The organism is Acinetobacter sp. PK01 (genome assembly GCF_022819285.1).
Taxonomy (GTDB): Bacteria; Pseudomonadota; Gammaproteobacteria; order Pseudomonadales; family Moraxellaceae; genus Acinetobacter; species Acinetobacter tandoii.
Genome location: NZ_CP094643.1, coordinates 3,414,214 through 3,439,233, shown reverse-complemented (window position 1 = coordinate 3,439,233; position 25,020 = coordinate 3,414,214). Strand labels below are relative to the sequence as shown.

At 41.0% G+C, this 25,020-nt stretch carries 25 protein-coding genes, 2 tRNA genes and 1 rRNA gene; 14 read left to right on the top strand and 14 right to left on the bottom strand.

Translation table 11 applies throughout. The annotated features are described in order from the left end of the window. Window positions 1-325: 325 nt before the first annotated feature. The 6 genes from MP622_RS16320 to rlmJ all read right to left on the bottom strand — a co-directional run bounded on the left by MP622_RS16320 (window position 326) and on the right by rlmJ (window position 5,400). Window positions 326-401: transfer RNA gene (locus tag MP622_RS16320), tRNA-Ala, on the bottom strand. 48 nt (window positions 402-449) lie between these two features. Next, window positions 450-526: transfer RNA gene (locus MP622_RS16315), tRNA-Ile, on the bottom strand. Between the two features lie 61 nt (window positions 527-587). Next, a 16S ribosomal RNA gene (locus tag MP622_RS16310) occupies window positions 588-2,124 on the bottom strand. A gap of 442 nt (window positions 2,125-2,566) precedes the next feature. Further along, complete coding sequence (locus tag MP622_RS16305) at window positions 2,567-3,640, bottom strand: DUF6670 family protein (protein ID WP_016168541.1); 1,074 nt, start codon at window positions 3,638-3,640, stop codon at window positions 2,567-2,569. A gap of 31 nt (window positions 3,641-3,671) precedes the next feature. After that, window positions 3,672-4,496, bottom strand: coding sequence for a CDP-diacylglycerol--serine O-phosphatidyltransferase (gene pssA, locus MP622_RS16300; protein WP_016168542.1), 825 nt, complete (start codon window positions 4,494-4,496; stop codon window positions 3,672-3,674). 46 nt (window positions 4,497-4,542) lie between these two features. Further along, window positions 4,543-5,400: a 23S rRNA (adenine(2030)-N(6))-methyltransferase RlmJ gene (rlmJ, locus tag MP622_RS16295; RefSeq protein ID WP_243791822.1), complete on the bottom strand. Its 858-nt coding sequence runs from the start codon at window positions 5,398-5,400 to the stop codon at window positions 4,543-4,545. A 115-nt stretch (window positions 5,401-5,515) separates the two neighbouring features. Between rlmJ and MP622_RS16290 the strand changes: the two genes are divergently transcribed. Together MP622_RS16290 and MP622_RS16285 are read left to right on the top strand one after the other, a co-directional pair. Then, window positions 5,516-6,118 (top strand): 2OG-Fe(II) oxygenase, encoded by a 603-nt coding sequence (locus MP622_RS16290; RefSeq protein ID WP_044739153.1) that lies wholly within the window; start codon window positions 5,516-5,518, stop codon window positions 6,116-6,118. Window positions 6,119-6,177: 59 nt separating this feature from the next. Beyond that, entirely contained in the window at window positions 6,178-6,705 is a 528-nt protein-coding gene (locus MP622_RS16285) for a hypothetical protein (protein ID WP_016168545.1), read from the top strand. Between the two features lie 84 nt (window positions 6,706-6,789). Here the strand turns inward: MP622_RS16285 and MP622_RS16280 are convergent, their stop codons facing one another. From MP622_RS16280 to MP622_RS16260, 5 genes are all read right to left on the bottom strand, one after another. Then, window positions 6,790-7,041, bottom strand: a complete 252-nt coding sequence (locus MP622_RS16280; RefSeq protein ID WP_016168546.1) for a DUF2789 family protein — start codon at window positions 7,039-7,041, stop codon at window positions 6,790-6,792. Window positions 7,042-7,186: 145 nt separating this feature from the next. Continuing rightward, window positions 7,187-7,444, bottom strand: a complete 258-nt coding sequence (locus MP622_RS16275) for a DUF2789 family protein (RefSeq protein ID WP_026441153.1) — start codon at window positions 7,442-7,444, stop codon at window positions 7,187-7,189. Window positions 7,445-7,607: 163 nt separating this feature from the next. Beyond that, the gene (locus tag MP622_RS16270; protein ID WP_016168548.1) at window positions 7,608-8,594 is read right to left on the bottom strand and encodes a malate dehydrogenase; all 987 of its coding nucleotides are present in this window, start codon (window positions 8,592-8,594) and stop codon (window positions 7,608-7,610) included. 171 nt (window positions 8,595-8,765) lie between these two features. Next, a complete protein-coding gene (locus tag MP622_RS16265; RefSeq protein ID WP_158654342.1) occupies window positions 8,766-9,431 on the bottom strand; it encodes a ribonuclease I in 666 nt (221 codons plus the stop codon). Between the two features lie 37 nt (window positions 9,432-9,468). Further along, window positions 9,469-11,427 carry a lytic transglycosylase domain-containing protein gene (locus MP622_RS16260; protein WP_243791820.1) on the bottom strand — a complete coding sequence of 653 codons (1,959 nt, stop codon included), beginning with the start codon at window positions 11,425-11,427 and terminating at the stop codon, window positions 9,469-9,471. Between the two features lie 350 nt (window positions 11,428-11,777). On the opposite strand from MP622_RS16260, the gene miaB reads away from it, so the two are divergent. From miaB to MP622_RS16240, 4 genes are all read left to right on the top strand, one after another. Next, the gene (miaB, locus tag MP622_RS16255; RefSeq protein WP_044739151.1) at window positions 11,778-13,235 is read left to right on the top strand and encodes a tRNA (N6-isopentenyl adenosine(37)-C2)-methylthiotransferase MiaB; all 1,458 of its coding nucleotides are present in this window, start codon (window positions 11,778-11,780) and stop codon (window positions 13,233-13,235) included. Between the two features lie 39 nt (window positions 13,236-13,274). Next, entirely contained in the window at window positions 13,275-14,351 is a 1,077-nt protein-coding gene (locus MP622_RS16250; RefSeq protein WP_016168552.1) for a PhoH family protein, read from the top strand. 18 nt (window positions 14,352-14,369) lie between these two features. Further along, entirely contained in the window at window positions 14,370-14,852 is a 483-nt protein-coding gene (ybeY, locus tag MP622_RS16245) for an rRNA maturation RNase YbeY (RefSeq protein ID WP_104441436.1), read from the top strand. A gap of 78 nt (window positions 14,853-14,930) precedes the next feature. Beyond that, complete coding sequence (locus tag MP622_RS16240) at window positions 14,931-15,236, top strand: antibiotic biosynthesis monooxygenase (RefSeq protein WP_104441435.1); 306 nt, start codon at window positions 14,931-14,933, stop codon at window positions 15,234-15,236. Here the strand turns inward: MP622_RS16240 and MP622_RS16235 are convergent. After that, window positions 15,233-16,114, bottom strand: coding sequence for a TonB family protein (locus tag MP622_RS16235; protein WP_016168555.1), 882 nt, complete (start codon window positions 16,112-16,114; stop codon window positions 15,233-15,235). The genes MP622_RS16240 and MP622_RS16235 overlap by 4 nt on opposite strands. A 229-nt stretch (window positions 16,115-16,343) precedes the next feature. Here MP622_RS16235 and MP622_RS16230 point away from each other — a divergent pair, with 229 nt between their 5' ends. Then, window positions 16,344-17,027 carry a hypothetical protein gene (locus MP622_RS16230; protein ID WP_104441433.1) on the top strand — a complete coding sequence of 228 codons (684 nt, stop codon included), beginning with the start codon at window positions 16,344-16,346 and terminating at the stop codon, window positions 17,025-17,027. Between the two features lie 123 nt (window positions 17,028-17,150). Here MP622_RS16230 and MP622_RS17415 read toward each other — a convergent pair whose 3' ends face one another. Beyond that, window positions 17,151-17,285, bottom strand: coding sequence for a hypothetical protein (locus MP622_RS17415; protein ID WP_279577670.1), 135 nt, complete (start codon window positions 17,283-17,285; stop codon window positions 17,151-17,153). On the opposite strand from MP622_RS17415, the gene MP622_RS16225 reads away from it, so the two are divergent. The 4 genes from MP622_RS16225 (at window position 17,224) to MP622_RS16210 (ending at window position 20,524) form a co-directional block, all read left to right on the top strand. Next, window positions 17,224-17,907 (top strand): DUF3108 domain-containing protein, encoded by a 684-nt coding sequence (locus MP622_RS16225; RefSeq protein WP_243793567.1) that lies wholly within the window; start codon window positions 17,224-17,226, stop codon window positions 17,905-17,907. The two genes, MP622_RS17415 and MP622_RS16225, sit on opposite strands and share 62 nt — an antisense overlap. A gap of 89 nt (window positions 17,908-17,996) precedes the next feature. Continuing rightward, window positions 17,997-18,572: a xanthine phosphoribosyltransferase gene (locus MP622_RS16220; protein ID WP_243791819.1), complete on the top strand. Its 576-nt coding sequence runs from the start codon at window positions 17,997-17,999 to the stop codon at window positions 18,570-18,572. 267 nt (window positions 18,573-18,839) lie between these two features. Beyond that, complete coding sequence (locus tag MP622_RS16215; RefSeq protein WP_243791817.1) at window positions 18,840-19,904, top strand: sensor domain-containing diguanylate cyclase; 1,065 nt, start codon at window positions 18,840-18,842, stop codon at window positions 19,902-19,904. Window positions 19,905-20,155: 251 nt separating this feature from the next. After that, entirely contained in the window at window positions 20,156-20,524 is a 369-nt protein-coding gene (locus MP622_RS16210; RefSeq protein WP_243791815.1) for a hypothetical protein, read from the top strand. Between the two features lie 62 nt (window positions 20,525-20,586). Here MP622_RS16210 and wrbA read toward each other — a convergent pair whose 3' ends face one another. Then, window positions 20,587-21,189 (bottom strand): NAD(P)H:quinone oxidoreductase, encoded by a 603-nt coding sequence (wrbA, locus tag MP622_RS16205; RefSeq protein ID WP_016168561.1) that lies wholly within the window; start codon window positions 21,187-21,189, stop codon window positions 20,587-20,589. 112 nt (window positions 21,190-21,301) lie between these two features. Between wrbA and MP622_RS16200 the strand changes: the two genes are divergently transcribed. The 3 genes from MP622_RS16200 (at window position 21,302) to MP622_RS16190 (ending at window position 25,019) form a co-directional block, all read left to right on the top strand. Beyond that, window positions 21,302-22,552 (top strand): YihY family inner membrane protein, encoded by a 1,251-nt coding sequence (locus tag MP622_RS16200; protein WP_243791814.1) that lies wholly within the window; start codon window positions 21,302-21,304, stop codon window positions 22,550-22,552. 257 nt (window positions 22,553-22,809) lie between these two features. Then, entirely contained in the window at window positions 22,810-23,973 is a 1,164-nt protein-coding gene (locus MP622_RS16195; protein ID WP_104441431.1) for a TIGR00341 family protein, read from the top strand. Then, the gene (locus MP622_RS16190) at window positions 23,970-25,019 is read left to right on the top strand and encodes a linear amide C-N hydrolase (protein ID WP_243791812.1); all 1,050 of its coding nucleotides are present in this window, start codon (window positions 23,970-23,972) and stop codon (window positions 25,017-25,019) included. Before MP622_RS16195 ends, MP622_RS16190 begins: the two co-directional genes overlap by 4 nt. Window position 25,020: the final 1 nt, after the last annotated feature.

Genomic DNA, 25,020 nt, shown 5'->3' with positions numbered 1-25,020 from the left:
GCTACTGATTTGTTGTCTGTGCACTTAAGCACTGTACAGCTTCAATCTAAATTCATATACCAAAACGCTTGATTCAGTGTTTTTGCTAGTTCTCAATCAACTTAGATCAAAGAATTACTTCTTCTTTCTTCGTCATTGAGTGAACAATTTATTTCAGACTCAATTTTCTAATCTGTTAATGATTAACTACAGCCTCGTCAGCTTGCAGTAAACTGTGATAAATCACAGAAGTTAACAAGACGCGCATATTACGCTAACTTCTTATTAATTTCTATAATCTAATACTTCGTTTGCTTGTTTCTTAGCTCATTGCAATGCAATGTGATGGTGGAGACTAGGAGAGTCGAACTCCTGACCTCCTGCGTGCAAAGCAGGCGCTCTACCAACTAAGCTAAGTCCCCAGCTTATCAATAAGTCAATGTTTCTGATCTTCCGTACTTCGTCAGTAGTGGTGGGTCTGACAAGACTTGAACTTGTGACCCCACGCTTATCAAGCGTGTGCTCTAACCAACTGAGCTACAGACCCTCAGATACATCGTCATGAAGAACAACTTGTTGTGGATTCTTACCAATCGTCAATCTTTCGTTAAGGAGGTGATCCAGCCGCAGGTTCCCCTACGGCTACCTTGTTACGACTTCACCCCAGTCATCGGCCACACCGTGGTAACCGCCCTCTTTGCAGTTAGGCTAGCTACTTCTGGTGCAACAAACTCCCATGGTGTGACGGGCGGTGTGTACAAGGCCCGGGAACGTATTCACCGCGGCATTCTGATCCGCGATTACTAGCGATTCCGACTTCATGGAGTCGAGTTGCAGACTCCAATCCGGACTACGATCGGCTTTTTGAGATTAGCATCCTATCGCTAGGTAGCAACCCTTTGTACCGACCATTGTAGCACGTGTGTAGCCCTGGTCGTAAGGGCCATGATGACTTGACGTCGTCCCCGCCTTCCTCCAGTTTGTCACTGGCAGTATCCTTAAAGTTCCCACCCGAAGTGCTGGCAAATAAGGAAAAGGGTTGCGCTCGTTGCGGGACTTAACCCAACATCTCACGACACGAGCTGACGACAGCCATGCAGCACCTGTATGTAAGTTCCCGAAGGCACCAATCCATCTCTGGAAAGTTCTTACTATGTCAAGACCAGGTAAGGTTCTTCGCGTTGCATCGAATTAAACCACATGCTCCACCGCTTGTGCGGGCCCCCGTCAATTCATTTGAGTTTTAGTCTTGCGACCGTACTCCCCAGGCGGTCTACTTATCGCGTTAGCTGCGCCACTAAAGCCTCAAAGGCCCCAACGGCTAGTAGACATCGTTTACGGCATGGACTACCAGGGTATCTAATCCTGTTTGCTCCCCATGCTTTCGTACCTCAGCGTCAGTATTAGGCCAGATGGCTGCCTTCGCCATCGGTATTCCTCCAGATCTCTACGCATTTCACCGCTACACCTGGAATTCTACCATCCTCTCCCATACTCTAGCTGACCAGTATCGAATGCAATTCCTAAGTTAAGCTCAGGGATTTCACATCCGACTTAATCAGCCGCCTACGCACGCTTTACGCCCAGTAAATCCGATTAACGCTCGCACCCTCTGTATTACCGCGGCTGCTGGCACAGAGTTAGCCGGTGCTTATTCTGCGAGTAACGTCCACTCATCAAGGGTATTAACCTTAAGAGCCTCCTCCTCGCTTAAAGTGCTTTACAACCAAAAGGCCTTCTTCACACACGCGGCATGGCTGGATCAGGCTTCCGCCCATTGTCCAATATTCCCCACTGCTGCCTCCCGTAGGAGTCTGGGCCGTGTCTCAGTCCCAGTGTGGCGGATCATCCTCTCAGACCCGCTACAGATCGTCGCCTTGGTAGGCCTTTACCCCACCAACTAGCTAATCCGACTTAGGCTCATCTATTAGCGCAAGGTCCGAAGATCCCCTGCTTTCCCCCGTAGGGCGTATGCGGTATTAGCATTCCTTTCGGAATGTTGTCCCCCACTAATAGGCAGATTCCTAAGCATTACTCACCCGTCCGCCGCTAAGCTAAGGTGCAAGCACCCTCGCTCCGCTCGACTTGCATGTGTTAAGCCTGCCGCCAGCGTTCAATCTGAGCCATGATCAAACTCTTCAGTTTAAAATCAATAGTGCTTTATTCTAAACACCAAATCTGGCTCATCAATTTTCTGACATTAATTTCTCAAATAAACTTCGAGTAATTTCTACCATCAATCAATGAAAATAATTTCGATCAATCAATCAGTAAAAATCCACACAAGTTGTTCTTCATAATCTCTTAATGATCTTCTCGATGATTCGTCATCATCAAGCTAGGTCGGCTATGTTACTCTAATCTAAATCAAAGTCAACAGGTAATTTCGATATTTTTAAAACTCATTCAATCAATCTAAAAATTTAACTACCAAGCTAAATCCTTGTTAATCAACAAGTTTTTATCTGCATCACCGCCGATGGATGTGCATTCTACAGCATTCTCAACTCAACACAACCCCTATCCGAAAATTATTTGAAAAATATGGTTTATAAGCTCATTTTATAATCAAAATTCGCATTTTAAGTTATTTTTTAAGCATAAAAGGTACGGTATTCATCAAATCATCGAGTATTTTTTCATCTTGATTTTTTTCTTGCCACTTTAATGCTCGACAATCCACATATTCACAATAGCCTGCTTCACCATATTCTTCTCGAGCATTGATTTTAATTTGATATTTAAAACTCCCCACATAACCCGCAGCCAATCCGAATTTAAAATCTCCTCGGCTTTGCGCTTGTATTTGAATGATATCGCCAGTTTTATTTTGATAATTCCATTCAAACTCTCTTGGTAAATACATGACTTGTCCATTTGGAGTTACTACTTTGGGATAGACGCGATGTACTTTGAACTGTACTTGTTCATCAAAAAGTTCTGTGCGTTCAACATTGGCATATTTAAGATAAATACGAGATTGAACAATTCGATTAAAGTGATCTCGTGTTTGCGCCATCAACACTTGATCACCATTGTTGAGTTGAATAATTTGATAAGTAAAAAATGCTAAAGGTAGGTAAGGAAACTGGACTGCACGCGCAAACTCGAATACGCCATGCTGTGCAATCGAAAAAATTTGTTCTTTATAAGCAATACGCCCCTCAAAAAAACACCGTGTAGACCAATGTTCTCCAAGTCCCAGACGCATTTTATTAAAGTAACTGACTTGCGTCGTGATCTGAACAGAAAGTTGACAACTTAATTCATCATCATCACGTTGGATTTGGAAGTTTGGTAAATTTCCTAAAATTTGCTCATGATTTGAAAACTGCCACAAGTTTTTGGAAAAATGACAATCTCGTTGCATGGCATAACTGTGCAATTGCCCCACCATGTGTGGACTGCTACTACACAAAATAGTTGCCGTATCTATTGCAGTGCTATGAATTGCACTCTCATTGCGTAACATCGGCGCATGTGCTGCCCCCATCAATCCAATAAAATTAAAGTAATGCAGGGGTGCTGGAAGATTTGGCAGAATAATGCCGAAATAGACAAACGTATATTGACGTGTAGGGATATGAAAGTTTAAGTGTGACTTTTTCGGAGCCAGATTCAATTGTTTGGAACGATCTAAAAAATCTTGAAACAATTGCATAACCTAGCTCCTCATCACAATTATCTCATGTTTAGCTCGCAGTTTGCTTACGAGCTAGAAAGGTAGTGACAAAACCAGAAAGTGCATAAATGATTGAAATCACTAATATGCCTACAGGAATATTGTAAGTCATTGCAGCCAGAATAAATACCGCGATTGGTAATACCGCAAATGGGACTCGCTTACGGTCGACCGTTTTAAATGAATAATATTTGATATTAGAAATCATCAACAGCCCAACTGCTACAATAATGGCAGCATTGACAATCTGAATACCTAACTCATTTAGATCAAAAATATTAGGAAAGTCACGACCAACCCAAACCATTGAAATAATCATAACAGCAGCTAATGGGCTGGCGACTCCAATAAAGTAACGCTTATCGACGACACCGATTTGCACATTAAATCGAGCAAGACGAAATGCGGCACAAGCTGTGTAAATAAAACAACAAGCTAAACCAATACGCCCCAAGTCATGCAAACTCCAGCTATACATAAGGATAGCGGGCGCAACACCGAAAGCTAACAAATCGGAAAGCGAGTCAAACTGCTCTCCGAATGCACTTTGCGCTCCAATTGCACGTGCAACACGACCATCTAAACCATCAAACAATGCTGCAATAAAAATGGCATAAATAGCTTGAGTAAATTCACCATTCATACTGGCAATAATGGAATAAAAACCCGAGAGTAATGCGGCTGTGGTAATTAAATTCGGCCACAGATAGATACCACGACGTTTGACCTTTTGCCCTTCTTGAGTATGCTCCTCTTCAACAACTTCGAAGGTAATCCCATCGTAGTCATGGTCTGGAGCATGTAACTCACCTTCGGGTTTAGAGCTATTTGTCATTCTTTTATGTCCTAATCTGCAACCTAATTTATTTTATCTAAGGCAATTATTCGCCAACTAACCAACGTACTGCGGCATGACCGCCATTTTCTTGCATACGTAAATGCGGAAACAACCATTGTAGTGCTTCGTCAGCATCTTCAGAGAACTTCCATGGTGGATTGATGACCAATAAACCGCAACCATTTAAGCCCATTGGGGTGTCGTCTGGCCATACACATACTTCACAAACCAACTGACGGCGAATACCGGTTTTAAACATTTTTTTCTCAAAACGTTCAATCATGGCACGATCTTTAATCGGGTACCAAACTGCGAAGATACCTGTCGGCCATTTTTTATAAGCTGCAACCAACAACTCCACCAATTGTGGGAAGTCTTTACGTTCAAGCTCGTATGGCGGATCAATCATGACCAAACCACGTTTTTCTTTCGGTGGAATTACGCCCAGCAGACCTTCGTAAGCATCGCGTTCATGCAGTCCTGCACGTTTGTCATGAATGTTATGGCGCAATTGTTGAAATACATCACGTTGCATTTCAAAAATGGTCGCTTTATCAATATCGCGCATACCTTCCAGTGCAAACCATGGTGAACCTGGATATGCACCTTTACCAAAATTCGCACGCATTTTTTCAACAATTTTTAAATATTGTTGAACGCCTTCTGGCGCAGTACGTTTAACTGAATCATCCAGTTTAACTAAACGGTGAATACCATTTAAAAACTCACCTGATTTTTGTGCTTCTGAGGAAGATAAGTCATATTTACCCGCACCACCATGCGTATCAACATAGCGATATGGTTTATCTTTTGCATTGAGTCGAGTCAAAAGCTGTAGCAATAAAACATGCTTCATGACGTCGGCAAAGTTGCCTGCATGGAAATGGTGACGGTAATTCATTTCTATTTAATTCCTAAAATCAATGGATATTTTAGCATGAAAAATAGTTTCATTCCGACGGATATGTTGTTCTAGAATAAAGCAGTTCAGTTTTCTAGTTTTGAGTTGTGCTTCTATGCTTGTTTCCAAGCTTCCTGCATCGTGGAATATCAATCAAGTTCTCGATGATCTTGACCAACATGGTTTTGCACTGATTGATCACGCCTATCCTGCTGACTATGTGACCAACTTAGTCAATGAATGTACCACTCACTTAAATCAGTTTCGTGAAGCTGCCATTCAAAATGGTGTAGTCAGTAAAATTCGTAGTGATCATATTTTATGGATTCATCCAGAATTAGCAGTGGCTCAACACCATGTTGCAACCCTATCGCTTTTATCTGAACAATTGAATCAAGCCTTTTATCTCGGGATTCGTGAAGTTGAAGCGCATTTTGCTTGTTACCATGCAGGTGAGTTTTATGCGTTACATCGAGACAATCCACAACAGAAAAATGATCGTGTTGTTTCAACAGTTTATTATTTACATAAGCAATGGCAAGATGATTGGGGTGGGCAACTTCGACTTCAGGATAAAAATGGTGAGTGGCATATTATCCAGCCTCAACCGAATCGAATTGCCCTGTTTCAGAGTGATCTTCTGCATGAAGTCATAGAAGCCAAACAACAACGTCTTTCAATTACTGCTTGGTTAAGAAGTGGTAATAGCATTTGGTAGACCTTTAAATCTTTCTAAACGACCTTATATAAATGGCTTAACTTGAGAGGACTGCACGAATGCTAAAAGATGCAAAGCAAATTATTGCGCGAATTGGCGAGACTGACCAAATATATTTGGAAGGCAACACACCCGATTTAGCACTAGAACGTGCAGACTTACGTTTGGCATTGGTAACCTTAAGTCGTGTACGTCAAGAGCAGATTCACTTTTTACAAGAAGCGATTGTATTGCTTGAACAAGGTCGTATTGAATTTGAAGAAATGCCACTACGCACCTATTTAAATTTGTCCTTGCATTTAGCGAAGGCTTATATGCTGTACTTTGAAATTACCAAAGAACAGCGCTTTGCTTTAATTACTCAGCAAATTTTAAAGCCTTTAACTGTACATGAGCATGGTGATGTCTATTTCTTCCTCGCCTACGCCAGCGCATGTAAAAATGATACTGCCCTGAGCCGCCATTGGTTAAAGAAATATAGTCAAACCTCCGAATTTGATGCGTTCTTGTTACAGCAACATGCTGCATTTGCACCTTATCATGAAGCACTCTGGTTCATACAACTTACCCAACAAAAACCACATTAAATATCAAAAGCTGTATTTAAAAAGCGCCCTTCTTGGCGCTTTTTTATTGTAGAGAGTGGACATGCATACAAGTAGCTTGAGGTTTTAAGCCGTTTGTAATTTATAAGCATCCATATGCAGTTGCTGGTTGAGTTCATCAATCCAGATCGCCCAATCATCATCTTGTACCAAATGACTAATGAGAAAATCACGTTGTGAGCGATTCCAGAATGGTGCTTCATGCAAAGATAAATGTGCTGGCAGTTGATGTGTACGAACATACAGCTCTATTGCAGCCAGACTGTTCGCCAGACCTAATTGTGAAAACAGTAGCTCTAAGGATGGATTATTTTTCATTCTTCCCCGCCCCTTATCAATTCATCTGTAATTTATTATTTACTTAAGTTATAAGAATTCTGTAGGCAAAAAAAGAGGCTGTGGCGATTTTGTTGTAGCTTTTTGTGAACTACAGGAAAGCGCGACAGCCTGTATCTATTTGTTATTAACCTGAGAAATTCATGCCTCCAACATCTTCATGTAATTGCTCATTTAAAGTATCAATCACAATCGCCCATTCATCATCTTTATCCCAGTGGCTATGTAAAAATTCACGCTGTGCTTCTGTCCAAAAACTGGCTTGATGCAGTTCAACGCCTGCAGCCAATTGATGCTCACGTATAAATTGATCGATATCACTTTCACTGGCGTTTAAACCTAACTGTTCAAATAGCAGTTCTAAGGTGGGTTGTACATCAAACATCATTCTGTCCTCGCATCCTTGTTCTCTTTTCAAGGTAACTGAATAACATCACAAAATCATTCTGTATATTTTTTCAGCATGTTATTTTTTGTTGGTTCTATTCATCCATAAAAAAAGCACCCCTAAATGGAGTGCTTTTTTAACTTAATCATTAAAGATTAAATTAGTTCACCATGTCAGCAACTGCTGCACGTTCTTCTTCTAACTCATTTAGAGTGAAGTTGATACGCTCACGGCTGAATTCGTCAATTTCTAAACCTTGAACGATTTTGTATTCACCGTTTTCAGTTGTTACAGGGAAACCGAACATTACGCCTTCAGGGATACCATAAGAACCGTCAGAAGGAATACCCATTGTTACCCATTTGCCGTTTGTGCCAAGAGCCCAATCGCGCATGTGGTCGATTGCAGCATTCGCAGCAGATGCAGCAGAAGATAAACCACGTGCTTCGATGATCGCAGCGCCACGTTTACCTACTGTTGGAAGGAATACATCTTTGTTCCAAGCTGCATCGTTGATTTTGTCTTTTAAGCTTTCGCCGTTTACAGTTGCAAAACGGTAGTCAGCATACATTGTTGGAGAGTGGTTACCCCAAACTGTCATGTTTTCGATGTCAGAAACTGCAACACCCGCTTTTTGCGCAAGTTGAGTTAACGCACGGTTGTGGTCAAGACGTAACATTGCTGTGAAGTTTTTCGCTGGAAGATCTGGAGCAGATTTCATTGCGATGTAAGCGTTAGTGTTTGCAGGGTTACCTACAACCAATACTTTAACGTCACGGCTAGCAACTTCGTTAAGTGCTTGACCTTGACCAATAAAGATTTCGCCGTTCACTTTTAACAAGTCAGCACGTTCCATACCAGGACCACGTGGACGTGAACCAACCAATAACGCGTAGTCAGCATCTTTGAATGCAACTTTAGGATCATCAGTACCGATCATGCCAGCCAATAATGGGAAAGCACAGTCATCTAATTCCATCATTACGCCTTTAAGCGCAGCTTGAGCTTTCTCAAATGGAACTTCTAACAATTGCAAAATAACGGGTTGGTCTTTACCAAGCATTTCACCGCTAGCGATACGGAATAATAAGCTGTAACCGATTTGACCAGCTGCGCCAGTAACGGCAACGCGAACAGGTTGCTTCATGTAATTATCTCCAATTGAGGATCGTTAATATGATTAAACGGGTCTGTCCGTTTTCATCGAATTATCATAAACGGCAAAGATTGTACTCCAATCCTCAAGCATATGCATAAAAAAGAGCATGAATTTCAACAAAAGTCTGATAGGAAATATAAATCGCCAGTCATAAAAAACTTAGTATGACCCTTTAATTGTGATCTGACTTGGGCAATTACCAACTACAGCAGTAGAGCATTGTTTATATTGCCCATTGGTTTTATAGCAAATATTGACTTTGGTTAGATAGTTTTCACCACGATAACTCTGGCACCCCAACTGTATTCCATTACTTGGCAAAGTCGGGTTTAAACGCAAAAACTGTAATTTGATTTGATTCTGCGGCAAAGTTCGTGTTTCTGGGCTTGATAGTTCCGCTGGAATCTTTAAACGTTCTGCATAATTAATAATGGTGCGGAAATACTGACTCGCTCCCATCGGTACACAACCACCAATAGACTGCCAGAGCTGAACGCGTGCATTTTCATCTGGCATGACTCTAGCTACGACTTTGGCTTGTAATGGTGACAAGTTTGCTGAAGATGAGGTTTCACATTCTCGCTGTGCTGTTTCAGGCAATAGTCCGAGAATATTTAGCGAATACCCCTCTAAACATTTACGGCGTTTATTGCGTTGACTGTCCATCATACATGCCGCAGGCGTCATTTGGATTTCCATGACATAGCCATGTGGTGCAACAGAGGAAGCGGCATAGGTGAATTGCGTACAAACAGCCAGAGCAAAGCCACCTACGATTAGGCAGGACACTTTAATCTGAGTGTTTTCAACTACATCAAACCACATGAATACTCGCCCTTCTCATGCTGCTTACACAATAAATTTATGGCGTACCGCGATAAGGAATAACCTGCATACGATTTCCAATAGACTGTGCTCCCTGCCCCAACAAGACCCCATAATGCGTGGCATTGGTCATGACTTGTTTGACATAGTCTCGAGTTTCGTTCAAAGGAATGGTTTCCGTATATTGATCTGCAGCCAGTGGTTGATCATCAGGTTGCCAACGACGCGCCCGATTCGGTCCAGCATTATATCCTGCAGTCGCCAACACTGGGTTACTGCTTAATTGGCTATTAATCATCGACAAATAAAACGTTCCATAACGAATATTGGTATTCATATCCGATAACGCGGCAGGATTATAAGTTTCCCCCATTTGCTTGGCAACCAATCTCGCTGTATCTGGCATGATCTGCATTAAACCACCTGCGCCGACATGTGAGCGAGCACTCGAAACAAAACGACTTTCTTGACGCATTAAGCCATATGCCCATGCTGGGTCAATTCCTGCATTCTGGCTATGGCTAACCACATAACTTTGATGAGGCATCGCATAACGATAGGCATAGTTATGCTTACTCTCGGTACGATCTGCTGCATAAATGGCACGATCATACCAGCCCATATCGGTTGCACGTTTCGCTGCTGCTAATAATAGACCATCATCATGTTTTAAATAGGCTTGGCGCACCGCCCAGTTCCATTCACGATTCACATAGCTATCAGGTGCATTAACATTACGTAAAGCAAAAGCCCGATTAAAGTGAATATCTTGACTTAAACGCTGCACGTCACTGTTACTTGGCTGTACATTATTCGGAATCGTACTGTATCGTTGCCCTACATGGTCTTTGGCCAGTAAATTATGATACTGGTCTCCTTGAGCCAATTTGCGGAAAATTTCCTGCGCGCTACGTTTTGCATGCGCATCATTACGCTGTTCATAAGCACGAGCCAACCAATATTGCCAACGATCTTCTTGCTTTTGATTGACACTCATGGCATCAATGGCACGAATCAAACTTTCCCAAGCACTGAAACGGATGGCTTGACGCGCATAGATTTCTGCTTCTTCTGGACTAAATGGCAAGCCGTAACTGGCATCCAAATTATTTAACACTTCACGTTTGAAGTTATTTTTCATTACAGTCGTACCACCAATATAACCGACTGCACGATACAAAGCTTTTTGTATAGCTTCTGGTGTTCCCTGCGCAGCACGCTGTACAGATGAAATTGCTGCATCCAAATCACTGTCTGCCATGCGTCCCATTGCAAAGATTAAATACGCATGGTCTTCTGCGGTTGCTTTAGGCGCAGACCAGACATAATTCAATGGATCGGCTTGAATCTTGTTCAACTGTGCAAGACTTAAATTCAACCCCAAGGTTTGTGCTGTGGCAATAGCTTGTCCAGATTGACCCGCACGTAACAAGCTCCATAAGCGTTGTTGCTTATCTTGCTGAGTCATTAAAGGACTCGACAGCATTTGTCGAGCTAAACCTGTACAGGATTCAGGTTGAGAATTTGTTGTTAGCCAAACATCTTTGTATTCTGCAAAAACTAAACTATCCCCTGTTTTCGCCCGCACTTGTGCAACTGCACAACTTTCTGCCTGATCTGGATTGGTCACATAAGGTAAAACAGGCTGTGCAGTACTAAAATCGGCTTGCTTGACTTTTTCTTCAACATAATCGGCGGCTAATTTTTCCGCCATCGCAGATTGAGGATAACGGCGAGCAAAATCAATAATATTATTTGCTGGCTGAAAGCCCAAATTGGCGTTTAAAGCCCAATATTCTGGGTAATAGCCCAATACATCATTTTGCATGGACATTTGATATTGTTGTAATAATTGAGTATTGCCAGAATTGGCCGCTTGCAAAGCATCATTAAATTGTTCATTTGCTGCATAGGCATGACCCAATATGCCCATTGAAGCCACACTCCATGCAAGTACGTGATAATAATTTTTTTTATGTATCCACCGATTTAACATATGTGCGCCTTCATCCTTTATTTTAACCTATTCGACCCAATCTCAATATAAACACTTCGTTCATGCAGCTAGTTTAGAATATTCTCCAACCACTCTGTTGTTGTGTTATGTAACCTTCTGATAAGACAATATTAATTTTCAAACATTTTTGCTTCATAAATCAATATTTTTGCTTCGATATTTAAAGCTGACCGTTTTTCTGTAAATCCTGCTAAAATATGCGCCTTCCTTATATTGCTCTCGTGTTTAACCGTGTTTCTGCGCTCGTCAAGGTCGATTTTTTATCGCCAACGCATCACGCAGATACAGTTTTTACACGTTTCTCCGTTTTATCCCTGTTAGGAGCCTACATGACGGTTCAAACCTTCATCCCGAATGGTGCCAACGCTGCCTCAGAAAACACTGTTACCCAGCCACAGCACACCCCAGCCACCGATGGATCAGTTAAAAAACTGTATATCGAAACGCAAGGGTGTCAGATGAATGAGTATGACAGTCACCGTATGGCAGACTTACTTGGCGACTCACACGGCTATGTACTAACTCAAGACCCGAAAGAAGCGGATATTCTATTGATGAATACCTGCTCTATTCGTGAAAAAGCACAAGAAAAAGTGTTTTCCGAGTTGGGTCGCTGGCGCAAGCTGAAAGATAAAAATCCTGACCTAATTATTGGTGTAGGTGGTTGTGTTGCTTCTCAAGAAGGCGACAACATTCAAAAACGTGCCAATTATGTCGACATGATTTTTGGTCCACAAACTTTGCACCGTTTGCCACAAATGCTTGATCAGCATTTCGAACAAATCGAAAAACCCAAGAAAGAAAAAATCAAACTGGTGGATATTTCTTTCCCTGACATTGAAAAATTCGACTTTTTACCTGAACCGCGTGTAGAAGGTTACAAGGCTTTTGTTTCAATTATGGAAGGTTGTTCAAAATATTGTTCATTCTGTGTGGTGCCTTACACCCGTGGTGAAGAAGTTTCACGTCCACTTGATGATGTTTTAGCAGAAATTGCCACCTTAGCCGAAAAAGGCGTACGAGAAATTTCTTTGCTCGGTCAAAATGTGAATGGTTACCGCGGTGAAACTTTCGAAGGTAATATCTGTACTTTTGCAGACTTGTTACGTCTTGTTGCAGAAATTCCAGGTATTGGCCGTTTGCGTTATACCACCTCACATCCGCTTGAGTTTAACGATGATTTGATTCAATGCTACCGTGACTTACCACAAATGGTATCGCATCTGCATTTGCCCGTACAAAGTGGTTCAAACGATGTACTGCAAGCAATGAAACGTAACCACACCATTGATGTCTATATCGACAAAATTGCTAAGTTACGTAAAGTGCGTCCTGATATGCATTTATCAAGTGACTTCATTATCGGCTTCCCAGGCGAAACTGATGCTCATTTTGAAGAAACTTATCAATTTATCAAAGATATGGACTTCGACCATTCTTATAGTTTCGTGTATTCAAAACGTCCAGGTACACCTGCATCTGACCTTGAAGATACGACTCCTGAAGAGGTGAAAAAAGAGCGCTTAGCCAAGGTTCAAAAGTGGATTAAGCAATCTAGTATTGAAAAGACCGATGCCATGCTCGGCACCATTCAACGGGTTTTAATCGAGAAAGTTTCGGATAAAGATCCAAACTTATTGATTGGTACGGCAGATAACACCCGTTACGTGAGCTTTATTGGTGATGCAACATGGGTTGGACGTTTCGCAGAAATCGAAATTACCGAAATTAAAACTTTGAATTTTGTTTATGGTGAACTCTTGAATCTTGAGCCTGACGTGGCGTAATGTAAGGGTATAGATTCAAGCTACCATAAAGGAACTCTCTTGACTGCAGCGATTCGACGTACAGTAACTTTTCCTGGTATTTCAATGGAGCGTTTAAAGAGCATGCTCGGTGCTTATAACGGTCACTTGAAACAAATTGAACAACGTCTAGATGTCCAAATTTCCCATCGAGGTGATTATTTCTACATCGATGGGGAGATTGATGCAGTCGAAAGAGCCGAGACACTCTTGCAACGTCTGCATGAAGAAGCTGAAACCTCTCAACAAATTACTGCCGACGTCATCCACATGATGATTCAAGGCAGTCAAACTGACCGTGAAATTCAAGAAGACTTTTCTGATAATGGCCACACAGGTTTAGAGGACGTTTATCTACAAACCCGTAAAGGTCGGATTAATCCACGCGGTGCAAACCAACGACGCTATGTTCAGCGAATTCTGCAAAGCGATATTTCATTTGGTATTGGCCCTGCGGGGACAGGTAAAACCTATCTTGCCGTTGCTGCCGCAGTCGACATGTTAGAACGCAATGAAATCCAACGAATTTTACTGGTGCGTCCTGCGGTTGAAGCAGGTGAAAAACTCGGTTTCCTACCGGGTGACTTAAGCCAGAAAATCGATCCATACCTCCGCCCTTTATATGATGCCTTGTATGAAATGCTCGGTTTTGAAAAAGTGGCGAAACTGATTGAACGTCAAGTGATTGAAGTCGCTCCACTGGCCTACATGCGTGGTCGTACCTTAAATCATTCTTTTGTCATTCTGGACGAAGCTCAAAATACTACGCCCGAACAAATGAAAATGTTCCTGACTCGTTTAGGCTTTGGTTCACGTGCGGTGATTACTGGTGATGTCACGCAAGTCGATTTACCACGTGGTCAGCAGTCAGGTCTCGCACATGCACTACGTGTCATTGAAAATGTGAAAGAAATTCACATCACCCGCTTCCATTCACGTGATGTGGTCCGTCATCAACTGGTACAAAAAATCGTAGAAGCTTACGAAGGTTGGGATAGCGAACAACAACGCCTGAGTGCCGAAGCACGTGCAGAACGTAAAGCGCGTCAAGAAGCCTTAATTGCTGAAAATGATGCTGCTGCGGATGCACAAGATTAACCGCTTTAAGGATTCATTTTGAAACTTAGTCTTTCTCTACAACAGTCGTTTCAGTCCCCAGCGTTGGTACTGAAACGCGCTTATCTCAAAAAAATCGTGGAAACCAGCTTACGCCATATCGATACACAAAGTGACTGTGAAATAGGTATTGCCTGTGTCGATAATGATGAAAGCCATAAATTGAATTTGGAATACCGCGGTAAAGATAAACCCACCAATGTCTTATCTTTTCCAAGCGACCTACCTGATGAAATGGCTCAAATTCTTGATTCATTTCCGATTGGTGATTTAGTCATTTGTATTCCTGTTGTGCTTTTAGAAGCACAGGAGCAAAACAAAACCCCACTCGCACATTTCACGCACATGCTCGTGCATGGTACTTTGCACTTAATGGGCTACGACCATGAAACCTCTGAAGCAGATGCCGAAGAAATGGAAGCTCTAGAAATAGAAATATTGGCGAAACTGGGTTTTGACAATCCCTATTTAGAACAAGCATAGATCCTAAAATGCGAGCTTCGGCTCGCTTTTTTATGTCAACAATAATGACAAATATCAATTAGCGAAGACAGGACAACCATGAAGTACGTAGTCATTTTTAAAGCCAAAATTAAAACCCTAGATGAACAATATTCTCAAACAGCGCAGTTGTTACGCGAAAAAGCACTGAGTCAGTTTAATTGTCAAAAGTTTGAAGCCATTTCCGAGCAAGACTTTGAAATTGCATTGTCTTACTGGAACAGCTTGGCAGACATTCAAGCATGGCATCACGATGCCGAACATCAAGTGGCACAGCAATTAGGTAAAGAACAATGGTATCAATCCTTTAGTGTAGAAATTTGTAAGATTGAACGCCACTATACCCATTCAGTCCATTCAATTTAATGGACTTCAAACTCGGCTTCCGCAGGGTCAAAACGCCATGTTCGGACAATGCGTAACTCGGAGATATCTTTCATATTACGGTCAAATCCAGTAAATGGTGCCGCTTTACGTACCGATGCTTTCGCGGCTTCATCAAGTAAGTCATGTCCAGAGCTTTCAATTAAACGAATGGCCCGAATCCCACCATTACGGTTCAGAATGACCATCAAACGAACTTCACCTGCCAACCGCTGTTGTTTTGCTTGATCTGGATAATAACGGTTGCCGTAAAATTCAACTTTCTGTCTAAATTTTTCTAAATATGCCGCTGTAACGTCTTGCTTGGCTTGAATACCATCGACCGTTTTAATTTTCTGTTGGCGGCTAAAATTCTGTTGACGCTGTAAATATTGTGCTTCCAGACTTGCTACCATGGCAGCTTTGGCTTGAAACTGACTGTTTAGTTCATCCATCGCTTTTTTCCGACGAGTTTGTTCAGCCTGCTTTTGCCAACTCAGCGTGGTCATCAAGACTTTTTCTTCAAAATTCAGTTCACGCTTTTGTTGGGTTTTTTGCAGGGTTTCCATCTGCTTTTCACCCGCACTTTGCTCCAGCATGGGTGCTGGCATGTCACTCGACATTCGATGTGCTTCGCGGAATGTTCCTGAACCTTTCTGATCTGCTTGTGCTAGAAAATCAGCTTGTTCAACCTTCTGTTCGCTCGGTCGCAACGTCACTGCAATTTCCTTCACCGCCGCATCCTGTTGTGTGGGTGCAGCAAATTCAATAGCTAAAACAGCGAGATGTAAAGCCAGTGCAAAGCCCACCGCAGTTGTAAAAATCGGGTCTTTCCACCACGTGCGCAATAAAGGCGTATAATTTATTTTATTCAGGATCATAACTAACCGACAAACTGCCTTCCCCACACTGCATATACAGTAAAATTTTGACTTGGTTGCTATTATGTTGATAAAACCCAAAGTTCATCAATACAACAGAATCACGGCCTTAAAATACTGAAAATGGTGCAATTAATTTTGCTAAACTGCAAGATTGAATTTTTGTATTTTAAATACAATTCAGCAAAATTAATCAAAAGCCAGTAGATTCACTTGCTAGGATGCCTTTATGCAAACGCTACTTTCCAATATTTCTAAACGGCTACATCAAGTGTACCAAAAAGCAGAAGGCTTTATTGAAGATGAACGTGAATTTCCACTTTCACAAGTCTTTTTAAATGCGACTTTCCAACGCTTTGTCACAGACAATGTGAAAATGCTAAAAGATTTGCATGCCGACCTACATGATGACTGGTTACGTTTATATGCCACTTTAGAGTTTAAAGGGATTTATACCACCCTTTCTGTAGATCTAAAGCTGGTACAAATGGAAATGAATAGAGACATTCAACTGATTGTATTCGAGCAAATTAGCGATACACAGGTCATAGAAGCTAAATTTCAAAATGTGTTCCATAAACTTGGTTTTAATACTGCGATCTATTTCTATCAAAAAATTCTAAATAAAGATCCTTTAGGCATGATTCTTGAAAAATTGAATGTGATTAAGGTAAAAGATGATTTATTACATCTAGATTTGAATCGCTGGCTAGGTAAAAAACGCTCGATTCTGGATACACTCAATAAAGTGCATGTCAATCATGCAGTCTTGCGCGAAGCTGAACTGGTCGTTTTAGGCAATGTGAATTTAGCCGCCTTATTTGGCAAAATGACTGAAGATGAAATTGAAGATTGGGCACATGAAGGTATTCCTGAAAACCAAGTCACACCTATTAAACAAAAGCGCAAATAGGGACAAATTTCATGTCTAAATTGACACGAAATACCAAGAAAAAATGCTACAGGAAAGATACACTTTGCACAAAAAAGCAGATTTTATCTTCATAATACATAGGCATAATAAACGGGTGTAATTTTACACTGCACTTATTTTAAACTTCACAGGAACACTTTCACTAATGGCTAAAAATGTTTTGAAAACAATAGCAATGACGACAGGTATTGCCTCTACATTGTTATTTACTGGCTTTTCCAGCCAAGCATTCGCCATGAGTCCCTTCCAAGCAAGTTATCAATTTAACTACAATGGCAAGAACATGGGCTCGGCAACTCGTACCTTAAGCAAATCAGGAAATACCTGGACCTATGTTTTTGCAGCCAAAGCTGGGGCAATTGCCTCTGCATCTGAAACCAGTCGCTTTGGTTTCAACGCAGGCAAAATTAATTCCAATAGCTTCAGCCGAACCAGTAAAATTTTGGTGCACAATAACACCATGAACATCAACTTCAATCCAAGTGCCAAAACCATTAACACCAAAAAAGATGATAAAGCGCGTTCATTTGCTTGGAAAGCTGGCGTACTGGATGAACTGAATGCTGAATTACAAATCCGTGAGGACTTGAAAGGTGTTGGCATGAAATCGTCTTATTTGATTGCTGACGCCAAAGAAGTCGAATCTCGCCAGTTTGTTAAACAAGGTTCTGAAAAAGTTAAAACTTCTTATGGGACCTTCGATACAGTTAAAGTAGTGATGAAACATGATAAGCCAGGCCGCGATACAACGTTCTGGTTAGCTCCTAAATTGGATTATCTTCCAGTGAAAGTGACCCATCAGGATGGAAAATCATCTTACGGTCTACTGTTAACTGGATATAAAGGCCCCACTAATTAGACCATTTAGTCAATTTTACTTGCATTTTTTCAGGTGCTTTTTAAAATACGCTTTTGCTTGAAAAAGCACCTGCCCCCGAGGATTCTCCCGTGCATGCACTAGAACAGAAAATCTTAGCAGAAGGTATCGTTCTCTCTGATCAAGTTCTGAAAGTCGATTCTTTCTTAAACCACCAAATTGACCCAGTTATGATGCAACAGATTGGTCAAGAGTTTGCGCGTCTATTTAAAGATGCGGGAATCACCAAAATCATCACAATTGAAGCATCAGGTATTGCACCTGCTGTTATGGCTGGTTTAGAACTCGGCGTGCCTGTCATTTTTGCACGTAAATATCAGTCTTTAACTTTAAAAGATGATTTGTACCGCTCAAAAGTCTTCTCTTTTACCAAGCAAATTGAAAGCACCATTGCAATTTCAAATAAACACATCAGCTCTACTGATAAAGTATTAGTGATTGATGACTTCTTGGCGAATGGTCAAGCTGCTTTAGGTCTTGCTGATTTGATTCACCAAGCCCAAGCTGAAGTTGTAGGTATTGGTATTGTGATTGAAAAATCATTCCAGCCTGGTCGTGCATTGTTATTGGAAAAAGGTTACCGTGTTGAATCTTTGGCACGGGTAAAATCGTTAACCAATGGTACAGTTGAGTTTGAACGCAACTAAGTGCAAATACTGTATTTAAAGAGCGCTTAAGCGCTCTTTTTTATTTTGCCAGACTGAGTTCGTACACACGAAAATGCTTTACCCTGAACAGTTTGATTTATTAAATAAACAGAAACTATGCTTTGTATATAAGTAGATTTATTTCAGATATCTGAAAATTAAATTCGCGCTTTAAATCCCTCTAGAGAACAACTAATTTGGTCAACACTTCAATTCCAATCAAAAAATCGCTTAAACTGACCGCTGGACTTAGAGAAACATCCCACGATGAACAACAAAAAGATGGTTGAACGGATATACCCACCAAATCAATTAACTCCACTGAATGAACACGATTACATTCAACTTCCAATCAATTTCATTCATGATCTTGCACAAGCAGATTGCCTACAGAGTCTTTTAGATAAAATCGCGTTCTGGATTTCACAGATCTTTCAAGCTGAACGTACGAGTATTACCCTATATGATCGGGCTCATTTTCTTAAACTGTATTCCATATCAGGTAATCAGGCGATTCCGCTTGAATTTAAAGTTCCCATTCAACAGACATTTGTTGGACGTGTTTTTAGTACCGCTACACTTCGAATTTGCGATGATGTCACCTTATTTGAAGAATTAGATTGCCATATGTTGGCTCAAAATGGCATGGGGTCATGCATGGATGCGCCTTTAATGCATAAGGGGAAATGCTTAGGTACATTAAATGTTGCCGACCGTGCCAAGTTTCATTACACAAAGCAACAAGCCATATTATTACAATGCTTAGCAAACTGGATTGGACTAAACATTAAGTTGCACCTACAGGTGCAAGAAATGCAAAAACTCACTTCTACCGATGAATTGACTGGTACTTTTAACCGACGTATGTTTACTCAGCAAAGCAACCATCACATGCTGCTGTTTTTTAATACCCAGACCCCTTTTAGTATGAGTATCCTCGATATTGATCACTTCAAAACTTTAAATGATTTTTATGGTCATCAAGCTGGAGACTATGTGCTTCAGCAAATGTGTGAACACATTCAATCTCATTTAAATGAGCATGATTTTCTTGCACGAATTGGGGGGGAGCAATTTGCCATTATTTTTCCTACCCATGCTGTAAAAGATGCAGTAAATCGATTTAAACAAATACGTACTGCCATCGAAGATATGAAACTTCCATATCAAGAAGAAATCATCTGTTTTACCGTCAGTATTGGGGTAGCCGAAGCACATATCACAGACTTGAATGCAGAAACCGTCTTCAAACGTGCGGATAAAGCGTTATATCAAGCTAAACTGGCAGGACGCAATCGAGTCCACTTCGATGTGCCTACTCTTAGCATATAAGTTTAAATACAAAACCAAATGTTCTTATACTTGCTTCATATTTTCTTCATTATTAATTATAGAAGAGCGCTGTGCTTACAACTCAATTAAACACATTGCCGTTCTTTTTCGCTAGAATTCACCTTAGATTTACAGACTTAGTAAATTCATACAAGTCACAGCAGCACATGGTGGTTCTGCTAAAACGTGAATCTTGACGAAAATTGCTGTATCTCGTGATTGAGTTTACGGCACGCAAAGGCAAATCATCTATGGAAAATACGATTCTCTGTCCTAAATGTGGTTCAAACGAAGTTGAAAAACGTGACCATGACCAACACCTAAAAAAAGCCAGTGGAATCTTACTCGGTTCAGCAGGCGTTGCAGCAGGAACTGTCGGTGGTGCTGCAACTGGAGCCTCAACAGGCGCCGCTATTGGCGCTGTAGCTGGCCCTTTGGGCGTTATTGTAGGCGGTACAGTAGGTACTTTTATTGGTGGAATTAGTGTCGGGATTACAGGGGGCTTTCTAGGCAACTATTTTGGCAAGAAAGCAGGTGTCGTGATTGATAAGAATATTTTTCTCGATTACAAATGTTCAAAATGTCATTATCGCTTTAAGCAAAAAATTGAGAACACTTAAGCTATTACTCACTAGGCTTTAAAAGTAAAAGGTCAACATTCTGATGATGCTGACCTTTCAAATTAAACTTGCGTCGTCTGTAGTTTTTGTACGATAGTGGCTAAACGGCGTCCTTGTTCAGTACAGAGCACTTTTTCATCTTGACTCAATTGCTGATCATGGCGTGGACCACTCACATGACTCGCACCATAAGGTGTTCCCCCTGTTTTGGTATTCGATAATGCAGCCTGCGCATTGGTTAACCCCATCACCATCATCCCATGATGAAATAATGGAGGAAGCATCGTCAACAGTGTACTTTCCTGTCCGCCATGCATAGAACCCGAAGCCGTGAAAACACAGGCGGGTTTATCGTGTAAAGCACCATTTAGCCATAAACTGGTGGTCTGATCCCAAAAATATTTCATTTCTGATGCCATATTGCCAAACCGCGTTGGTGAACCTAAAGCCAAACCCGAACAATACTGTAAATCCTCCAAAGTACAGTAAATATCTCCTTCAGCAGGAATGCTTGCTGCTGCCTCCGTCACCACTGTAGCCAAATTGGGAACAGTACGAATCTTGACGGCTATCCCTGTCGACTCGACACCATTGGCAATCAAATGCGCCATTTCTTTAGTTGAGCCATATTTGCTGTAATATAAAACAAGGACATAAGGTTGCATGACATTTATGATCTAAGCTAAAAATGAAAACTATACGGTATTTTTCCCACTTTTTGGTTAAGCTTGTGTTTGAAAAATATATAAAGTGATTAAGAATTGAGACTAGAAACGCATGATAGAAAAGTATTTAACAAGACTGCCTTTTTACAGCAAGACTTGGTTTCAGTTTGTTTTATTTGTCCTTCGACGTTTTGAAGCAGACCGTTGCCGCGAACAAGCAGGTTCTTTAACCTATACTACATTGTTTGCGGTAGTTCCGATGTTAACCGTATTTTTAGTCATTATTTCTTCGATTAAAGCTCTCGAACCTGCGCGACAACAATTACAGCAGTTGATTTATAGTAATTTTTTACCTAAAACTACCATTGCTTTTGACAAAGTCCTAACCGCATTTACCGATAAATCCAGCAACCTGACGGTCATCGGGATTTTATTTCTGTTCATTACCACCGTTATGATGCTGACCAGTATCGAAAACGTGTTTAATCGTATTTGGCGTGTTCGTGAAAAACGGGGTGGCATGATTGGTTTCATGCGTTATTGGACCATTATTTCTTTAGGTCCAATTATACTAGGCAGTGCCTTTGTATTATCTTCTACTGTAGCCTCCATGAATCTGCTAAGTAGCCATTTGGCAGGCTATGAAGTCAATGGTGCCTTCTTGCTCTGGCTTATCTCCTTTACACTCTCGATTCTAGGTTTTTTTATTTTATATTGGACCATTCCCAATCGTAGCGTTCCAATTAAAGCAGCCCTATTTGCAGGCATATTCAGCGCCAGTATTTTTGAATTATTAAAAAACTTATTTGGTTACATCATGTCTAATTTCACCAGTTATGAAATTATTTATGGTGCATTTGCCGCGCTACCTATTTTCCTATTATGGATTTTTCTATCGTGGAATATTGTACTGCTTGGCGTTGAAATTAGTTATGCACTGACTGCTTTTTATACAGGAAAAGAACAGCGACGACATCCTGTGATTATGCTGCTCGATATCCTACAACTTTTTCATCTCAAGCAACAAAATGGCGAGAGTATGTCAGACAAAGAAGCGCTAGATGTTTTAGGTCGAGAAGAAATTGGCCACTGGCCAAGCTATGTTTTATTACTAGAACAGCAAAATTTAGTGAAACGTACCGATAACAATGAATATGTGTTGGTCCGTAATTTAACGCAGGTGGATTTTTGGAGTTTTTACAAATCACTTCCCTACCCACTACCACGTCGACCTGATGTTAAAAATATTCATCTCGATGATCATGAGTGGATGCAGCGGATTGGCCCCATGTTTGAAGAAGCTGATGATTATCTGGCTGCCAAACTTTCTCTACCATTGGCGAGTATTTTTGAGCAGCGTTAAACCTCATCAGACAAAGGAGATGAAATCATATTTCATCTCTCGTTTGACCAATCATTCATACCAGTCTTCTCATTTTATTAATCCATTCCCCCCTGTCGATTACGTAATTCTCCAAATTTCAAACTACAACTCGTTTAAAAAATAAGCTAATATAAGTTCTAAACCAAATGATAAAATGATTTAAAAACATGATGTAGAAGAAGAACCTCTCATCACAAGCAAGACTTTTGTTTGCGTGATTCAGTTGAGAATTCACTATGACGGACCCAAAAAAAGAAACACCGACCATTATTATTAATGAAACGGAGCCTGAGAAAGAGCGCTTTGAAACACTAAAAGAAAAATTACGCTATCAACAGGCACTTCGAGAAAGCTCTAAACAAATTGACCATAAGCAAGTCCGTCTGAATATTCAGGTCGATGCCCTCCCCAGCAAAACCTTTTTTATTATGAATGCACTAGCAGCAGTAATTGCTGCCTATGGGCTACTTAGTGATTCTACAGCAGTGGTCATTGGTGCCATGTTGGTTGCTATGATGTTAGGGCCGATTGCAGGTATTTCTTTGGCTTTAATCGATAGCCGCTGGATATTGTTTCGTACCGCTTTTCAAACGTTAACATTGGGTATTTTGATGATTTACGGGATTGGTTTTCTTATCGGAATTATCCATCCCAATATTGCCATTACCAACGAAATCATGGCGCGTACACACCCAAATTCGCTCGATTTAATGATTGCTCTGGCAGGTGGTGCTGCAGGTGCCTTTGCCTCAGTTTCACCACGACTTTCGGTTGCTGTAGTTGGGGTTGCTGTTGCCACTGCGTTAGTTCCACCTTTAGTCGCCAGTGGTATTTTATTATCCAGAGCTGAGTTTTCTCTTTCTGCCAATGCCTTCTTGCTGACCTTTACCAATATCATCGCAATTCAAATCAGTTCAGCAATGGTGCTCTGGATTGCTGGTTTTAGACGTGGTTCTAATGAGGAAGTTTCCAGTAAATACCTAGAGTTTGCAAAACGTAATTGGGTCAGCTTAATCATTCTACTTATATTGGCCGTATATTTGACCCTTAATTTACTCCATACCGTTCAGAATGAATTATATAAATCTCACATCAGCGACCTATTGAGTCAAAAGCTTAATAACGAAACCAATATTATTGACACAGTGGAGTTCGAAACACATTCAAACTTTACCTTAGCTAGGGTGTTTATACGTGGGGTTACTCCGCCTTCAACGAATCAAATTGACAAATTAAACCGAGCACTAAGAACGGATCGCAATGGTCACCCGACCTATGTACAAATTCGTTTTATTCCTATTCAAATTATTCAAACCCAACCAACAAAGATTGTACCTTTGAACACAACCGAATCTGAAAAATCCATCATTCAAATGTTAAAACAACAGGATCCATCATGACAAAAAAATTATTCCTTATTGCAACTTTAACCAGCGGTCTTTTGATTCATTCATCGCTTCAAGCCTGTACCCGCGTTGTTTTTCATGGTGATAATCAAAACATCATGACAGCACGTTCTATGGACTGGAAAGTCGACATCGGGACCAATCTCTGGATCATGCCGCAAAACATCGCCCGAAATGGTTTGGCAGGCCCCCAATCCATTCATTGGAAAGCTAAATATGGCAGTGTGATTGCAACAGGTTATGATATTTCCACAACCGATGGCATCAATGAAAAAGGTCTTACAGCCAATTTACTTTGGCTAGTTGAATCCGAATATCCAGAAGTAAAAAACAATAAAAAGCCCACTTTAAGTATTTCACTGTGGGCACAATACGTGCTGGATAATTATGCGACAGTGAATGAAGCCATTCGTGCACTGGAGAAAGAGCCATTTATTGTGGTCACGGATGATGTCCCTGGGGAAAAACGTCTTGCGACCTTACACCTTTCTCTTTCAGATGCATCGGGAGATAGTGCCATTGTAGAATACATTAATGGTCAACAGGTCATTCATCATAATTCTAAATATCAGGTCATGACCAATTCACCGACTTTTGACGAACAGCTAGCACTGAATGAATATTGGAAAAAGATTGGAGGTACAACCTTCCTACCTGGTACAAACCGTGCCTCGGATCGTTTTGCCCGCGCCTCATTTTATATCAATGCTATTCCTAAAAATGCCAACAGCAAACAGAGCCTTGCCAGTGTCTTTAGTGTGATTCGCAATGCATCCGTTCCCTTCGGTCTCAATACTGAAGAAGAACCAAATATCTCATCAACGCGCTGGCGGACGGTTGTTGACCATAAGAATTTGTTATACTTTTTTGAATCAGCGGTTTCACCCAATACGTTCTGGGTAGATTTAAAGAAAATCAATTTTAAAACTACACCCTTCCAGAAACTTGACTTAGGTGCAGATCAAGCCAATGTCTATGCTGGGGATGCCACACCATACTTTAAGACCACGAAAGCATTTGAGTTTTTAGGAAAAGAATAAA